This is a genomic window from uncultured Acetatifactor sp. (assembly GCF_948601915.1).
In the GTDB taxonomy this organism is placed as follows: Bacteria; Bacillota; Clostridia; order Lachnospirales; family Lachnospiraceae; genus Acetatifactor.
On sequence record NZ_CAPDXS010000218.1, the window covers coordinates 1 to 5938 of the forward strand.

At 55.2% G+C, this 5938-nt stretch carries 9 protein-coding genes and 1 tRNA gene; all 10 read left to right on the forward strand.

From position 1 onward, the window contains the following. Positions 1-320, forward strand: a 320-nt coding sequence (locus Q2B33_RS22890; RefSeq protein WP_300823193.1) for a hypothetical protein, incomplete at its 5' end; no start/stop codon positions are given. A gap of 106 nt (positions 321-426) precedes the next feature. After that, the gene (locus Q2B33_RS22895) at positions 427-1218 is read left to right on the forward strand and encodes a hypothetical protein (protein ID WP_300805175.1); all 792 of its coding nucleotides are present in this window, start codon (positions 427-429) and stop codon (positions 1216-1218) included. Next, complete coding sequence (locus Q2B33_RS22900) at positions 1211-1840, forward strand: ATP-binding cassette domain-containing protein (RefSeq protein ID WP_300573546.1); 630 nt, start codon at positions 1211-1213, stop codon at positions 1838-1840. Before Q2B33_RS22895 ends, Q2B33_RS22900 begins: the two co-directional genes overlap by 8 nt. Before the next feature lie 112 nt (positions 1841-1952). Then, a complete protein-coding gene (locus tag Q2B33_RS22905; RefSeq protein ID WP_296472278.1) occupies positions 1953-2219 on the forward strand; it encodes a DUF6171 family protein in 267 nt (88 codons plus the stop codon). A 4-nt stretch (positions 2220-2223) separates the two neighbouring features. Next, positions 2224-2742, forward strand: coding sequence for a DUF1700 domain-containing protein (locus Q2B33_RS22910; protein ID WP_296472277.1), 519 nt, complete (start codon positions 2224-2226; stop codon positions 2740-2742). Positions 2743-2912: 170 nt separating this feature from the next. Further along, positions 2913-3089 (forward strand): hypothetical protein, encoded by a 177-nt coding sequence (locus tag Q2B33_RS22915; protein ID WP_296472276.1) that lies wholly within the window; start codon positions 2913-2915, stop codon positions 3087-3089. Positions 3090-3311: 222 nt separating this feature from the next. Further along, positions 3312-4460 carry a class I SAM-dependent RNA methyltransferase gene (locus Q2B33_RS22920; RefSeq protein WP_300573541.1) on the forward strand — a complete coding sequence of 383 codons (1149 nt, stop codon included), beginning with the start codon at positions 3312-3314 and terminating at the stop codon, positions 4458-4460. A 253-nt stretch (positions 4461-4713) separates the two neighbouring features. Beyond that, positions 4714-5304, forward strand: a complete 591-nt coding sequence (locus tag Q2B33_RS22925; protein ID WP_300573538.1) for an XTP/dITP diphosphatase — start codon at positions 4714-4716, stop codon at positions 5302-5304. After that, a complete protein-coding gene (locus tag Q2B33_RS22930) occupies positions 5301-5774 on the forward strand; it encodes a metallophosphoesterase (RefSeq protein WP_300573535.1) in 474 nt (157 codons plus the stop codon). The genes Q2B33_RS22925 and Q2B33_RS22930 overlap by 4 nt, the downstream gene beginning before the upstream one ends. A gap of 89 nt (positions 5775-5863) precedes the next feature. Then, a tRNA-Pro gene (locus Q2B33_RS22935) sits at positions 5864-5938 on the forward strand.

The window sequence follows — 5938 nt, forward strand, 5'->3', positions numbered from 1 at the left end:
CATGGGCTGCGGGCTTCCCTGTCCTGGCTCCGGCGCCTCTTGTGGCACAGCGGCTGCTGGTTGCGTCCTGCTTTGCCATGTCGGGAAACATCAGCGCGCTTTTGACAAAAGACATTGTATCCGCGTATGCGATTCCCGTTGTATTTGTTTTTGCGCTTTCCATGTTTCGCTGGCGCTTTTTCTTTGACGCCACATATATGGATCCGATGATGTGGTTATCCGCTGAGGGAATTGCGATACCTTTTGCGATTCTGTCTTTTTTATTGCTGACGGCGATTTCCCTGCTGTTGACGACATGGGAGGTACGAAACTATGTGTAAGGCGGATCGGATCTGTAGCTGCACCCAATGGAATTTATACAGCATGCGGAAAAATCCGCGCATTTTCTGCGGCTTTCTGTTAGGGTTCTGCCTATGCTATTTTCTGATGCAGCGAATCATGGAGTGCTCGGTGCTGTTCCATACCGATATCCAAATCTTTGAGCTGTTCATATGGTGCTTTGCGGATTCCGACAGCATCCTGTTCGTCTCGCTGGCAATATTGCTGTTCCTTTTTCAGATCCCGCGATTGGATACGCCTGCCTGTTATCTGATTTTCAGGAAAGGCAAGGCAGATTGGCTTCTGGGACAGGTGCTGATGTCTGTCCTCATAAGCCTTGCCTATACCATGTTCCTTTTGGGCTCGTCCATGCTTCTCGCCCTGGGTGGCAGCAATGTGGTCTGGGGCAACCAATGGAGCGACACGGCCACGACCCTCAGCTTTGCGCCGGAAAATTTCGAGGTGGCGCTTACAGTCGTAAGGAAAACAATAAAATTGACAACGCCATATGATTGCGCCGCAACGATATTTTTCCTGATGGCACAATATATTTTGTTTTTGACGCTGCTCAACCTTATTTTTTCACTGATATCCGGAAAAAAAGCAGGTATCGTCGCGGTGATTGTTGTCAGCCTGTACGCCTATTTGCTGAACCCGGATAAGCTGACAGCTCTGCTTCATGTGCCGGAGGAGGTAAGATATGTGGCAAATGTGATCGTGGCGTGGATTTCGCCCCTGAATCATGCCACCTATGCGATGCACAGATTCGGATACGGAAACTTTCCCAGCATTCTGCAATCGCACATGGTCTTCGGAATCATCAATCTCGGATTGCTGCTCGGCTCCTGGTTCAGCGTGAAAAAAACGGAACGAATCTTTTTAGGAGGCTCTCATGATTAATGCAATAGAAGTAAAGGCGCTCTCAAAATCCTTTGGCAAGGAGAATGTATTGACAGACATCAATGTATCATTTGAGACGGGAAAGATCCATGGCATCATAGGGCGCAACGGGTCCGGGAAGACGGTTTTCATGAAATGCATCCTGGGATTCTTAAAGCCCACTTCGGGAAGCGTCCGGGTTTTTGGAAAAACCATCGGAAAAGATGTGGATTTTGCGCCCGATACCGGCATGATGATCGAGACGCCCGGATTCATCACCACGGAAAGCGGCAGCAATAACCTGAAATGGCTTTTGGGCCTGAGAGGCAGAAAAGACGTTGATGTCTGTTCCTGCATGAATCTGGTGGGCCTAGACGGAAAATCAAAAAAGCATGTCGGAAAATATTCGCTGGGTATGAGGCAGCGGCTGGGCATCGCGCAGGCCATTATGGAGAATCCCAGACTCCTGATTCTGGATGAACCCATGAATGGGCTGGATAACAGAGGGGTGGAAGATATGCGCCGATTATTCGCCACATTAAAGGAACAGGGGGTGACTATATTGCTGTCTTCGCACAATCCCCTGGATATTTCTACGCTATGCGATACGGTATGCGAGATGGACAGCGGGAAAATCCTATAGCTTTCCGCTGGGAAACTTTTGAAAAAACCCGCCCCGGAATATTGATTTTATGCAATAAAGAAAGTATAATGTCATAAGTCGGTGGAAACATAGGAGCAGACATGGAGCAGTTATGGAACAGAAGACCGGGAACCAGCGTTATTGCAGAAAGTGCCTCACCAGGGACATGGTAGGAAAGGAAGAATACTTCCGCTCCCTGCGGGAGTACATCGCGAACCTGGATCCGGAGATCAAAGCGGACGAGGCGCTGTACGAGGAAAGGCTGGCGGTCTGCAAGGAGTGCGACCTTCTGCTGGAGGGGATGTGCCGTATCTGCGGCTGCTATGTGGAGCTTCGGGCGGTGGTGGCGAAGAACATCTGCCCCAGAAAGAAATGGTAGGAACATGACGAAAAGAGAATTTTTAGAGTCGCTGCGCCTGGCGCTTGGCGGCAGGGTGACCTCTGCGCAGCTTACGGAGAACCTGGAATACTACGAGGATTACATCAATACCGAGACCCGGAAAGGAAGGGAGGAGGGGGAGGTGCTCTCGGAGCTGGGAGACCCGCGGCTCATTGCCCGGACCATCGTGGAGACCGGAGGCGGCAGCAGACGGTCATCCGGGCGTGGAGAGGCGGGCGCGTGGTCTGAGGGCAGCCGGACCGGGCAGTACACGGAATACGCCGAATACGGGGAGGACAGCGGATGGTCCGGCCGGGAGGCCCAGCCCCAGGGGCCCCTGGGCCGGGGCAGGGTCAGCCTGCTTGCCAGGGTTCCCCTATGGGCGTGGCTGATTCTGGCGCTGCTGGTGGTGGTATTGATTCTGAGCGCCATATTCTCCGTGATCACGGCCCTTCTGCCCATATTGCTGCCCATTTTGGGCGTGCTTTTCCTGGTAAAGGTGTTCCGGGACTGGATGAATTAAAAAATTGGAAATCACATGCATATTTTTTCAGAAATCCTCTCATACTACTGCTGTAACTGAAAATACGGAACCGCCTGAGACTTACGCTTCCCGGAACCGCGCAACCCACGTTTCCCGGAATCGCAGGGAGAAGGGGATTCCGGCAGAAGCGCCGCAGAAGGCGGCAGGATGTGAGGAAAGAAATGGACAACAATAAGTACAACAACGCCAACAATTCTGAGAACTGCAAGAACAGCCAGAACCAGAATCAGAACAACAACCAGAACAAGAACCAGAACAACAATCAGAGCAAGAACCAGAACAACAACCAGAGCAAGAACCAGAACAACCAGGACAATAACTACTAAGTCCTTTCTGGCGGCAGGGGCGCTGCACTGCATGGTACAGTGCCCCTGTCTACATAGAAGAGCGGCATGGAAGAGCTGTATAGTAAAACTGTGTATAGTAAAATTGTATAGAAAAGCGCCTATGGAAGAGCTTCATAGAAAAGCAGCAGATATAGGAGCATCAGATACAAAAAAGCAGCATATCAGGATGGAAGCCGCGTTGGGCGCGGGATGAGGGGAGAAATGCGGAAATTTGAATTGATCGTTCCCTGCCACTTTGGCATGGAAGCAGTGCTGAAACGGGAAATCGACGACCTGGGTTACGACATCTCGGAGGTGGTGGACGGCAGGGTGACCTTTCTGGGAGACGAGGAGGCCCTGTGCCGGGCCAACATCTTCCTGCGGAGCGCGGAGCGGGTGCTGATCAAAATCGGCAGCTTCCACGCGGAGAGCTTCGAGGAGCTGTTCGAGGGGACGAAGGCCCTCCCCTGGGAGGAATACATACCGGAGGACGGCAGATTCTGGGTGACCAAGGCGGCCAGCGTGAAATCCAGGCTGTTCAGCCCCTCGGATATCCAGTCTGTCATGAAGAAGGCAATGGTAGAGCGTCTGAAAGGAATCTATCATGTAAACTGGTTCCAGGAGGACGGCGCGGAGTTTCCCATCCGGGTCTTCCTGATGAAGGACCAGGTCACGGTGGGGCTGGACAGCACGGGGGTGTCCCTGCACAAGAGGGGATACCGCAAGCTGGTGGCCCAGGCCCCCATCGCGGAGAACCTGGCGGCGGCCATGATTATGTTGACTCCCTGGAACGGGGAGCGGGTGCTGGTGGATCCTTTCTGCGGCAGCGGCACCATCCCCATCGAGGCGGCCATGATGGCGGCGAACATCGCGCCGGGGATGAATCGGGACTTCACGGCGGAGGACTGGCCATATGTGGTCGGCAAAGGTCTGTGGCAGGATGCCCAGGAGGAGGCCGAGGACCTGGTGAACCTGGAGATAGAGACGGACATACAGGGGTATGACATCGATGACCACATGGTGGAGATTGCCAGGGAGAACGCGAAGCGGGCTGGGGTGGAGAAGCTCATCCATTTCCAGAGGCGGGACGTGGCCCAGTTGAGCCATCCGAAGAAGTACGGCTTTATCATCACCAACCCGCCCTACGGGGAGAGGCTCCGCGACAAGGAGGAGATGCCCGGGCTGTACCGGACAATCGGGGAGCGGTTCCGGCTGCTGGATACCTGGAGCATGTACCTGATATCCGCCTATGAGGGCGCGGAGCGGGACATCGGGCGCAAGGCGGACAGGAACCGAAAAATCTACAACGGCATGATGAAGGCTTACTACTACCAGTTCCTGGGGCCCAAGCCGCCCAGGGCGAAGCAGTAGCGGCAAGGGAATGGGGTAAAGCTATGAGATTTGGGGCCCAAAATGAGCCTGAAAGTTGGCGGGAGGCAGAAAGATGAAGACAGGAATGTCGTCCTGGCGCGGAGCGGGCAGTCTGGCATCTCGATGGCAGGGCGGAGCGGGAAAATAAAGAGGGAATGAAGACAGAAAAGCCGTCCCGATGCGGAGCGGGCAGCCGAGCATACCGATGGCAGGGCAGTGTGGAAAAATATGAAAAAAAGGATAAGAGGATGAAATGGAACGATTGATATTCGCCACGGGAAACGAAGGGAAGATGCGGGAAATCAGGGATATCCTGGCCGATACATATCCGGAGATTCTCTCCATGAAGGAGGCCGGAATCCGGACGGAGGTAGCGGAGGACGGGAAGACCTATGAGGAGAACGCTCTGATCAAGGCCAGGGCGGTGGCTGCTCAGGCGGGCGAGCTGGTTCTGGCCGACGACTCGGGACTGGAGATTGACTGGCTGGGAAAGGAGCCGGGAGTCTATTCCGCCAGGTATCTGGGGGAGGACACCTCCTACCGCATCAAGAACGCGGATCTGATCAGGCGGCTGGAGGGCGTTCCGGAGGAAGAGCGCACGGCCAGGTTCGTCTGCGCCATCGCCGCGGTGCTGCCGGACGGCAGGGAGCTGACGGTGCGGGCCACGATAGAGGGGCGCATCGGCTATGAGGAGAAGGGGGAAAACGGCTTCGGATACGACCCTATCTTCTATGTGCCGGAGCTGGGAAAGACCACGGCGGAGCTGACGGAGGCGGAGAAGAACTTGGTGAGCCACAGGGGCAAGGCGCTGCGGCTGATGAAGGAGGAACTGGCGAAGCTATGAAGGTGCTGATAGTCAGTGATACCCACAGGAAAAACGACAATTATTTCAAGGCCCTGGAGCTTGTGGAGCCGGATTTGGTGATCCACTGCGGGGACGCGGAGGGGGCCGAGTACGTCCTGACCAACGCGGCGGCCTGCCCGGTGCAGATCGTGCTGGGGAACAACGATTTCTTCTCCTACCTGCCTAGGGAGCTGGAGCTGGAACTGGGCTCCTTTCGGGTATGGGTGACCCACGGGCATAACTATTATGTGTCCATGGGCAGCGAGGTCATCAAGAGGGAGGCCAGGGCCAGGGGCTTCGACATCGTGATGTACGGGCACACCCACAAGCCATCGGTGGACAGACAGGGCGGCGTCATAGCCGTGAACCCCGGGAGCTTGTCCTACCCCAGGCAGGAGGGGCGGCGGCCGTCCTATGTGGTCATGGAGGTGGAGGGGGAAAGGGCGGATTTTGCCATTGAATATCTGTAAATCCCTTGACAGGGAAGGCTGTTTTGGGATATAATGGGCACGTTGCAGGAGTTGCGCCACGGGATGCGGAGCGGAGGCCTGCGGCATCTCGGGGTGTGGCTCAGCTTGGCTAGAGCGCCTGGTTTGGGACCAGGAGGTCGCAGGTTCGAATCCTGTCACCCCGA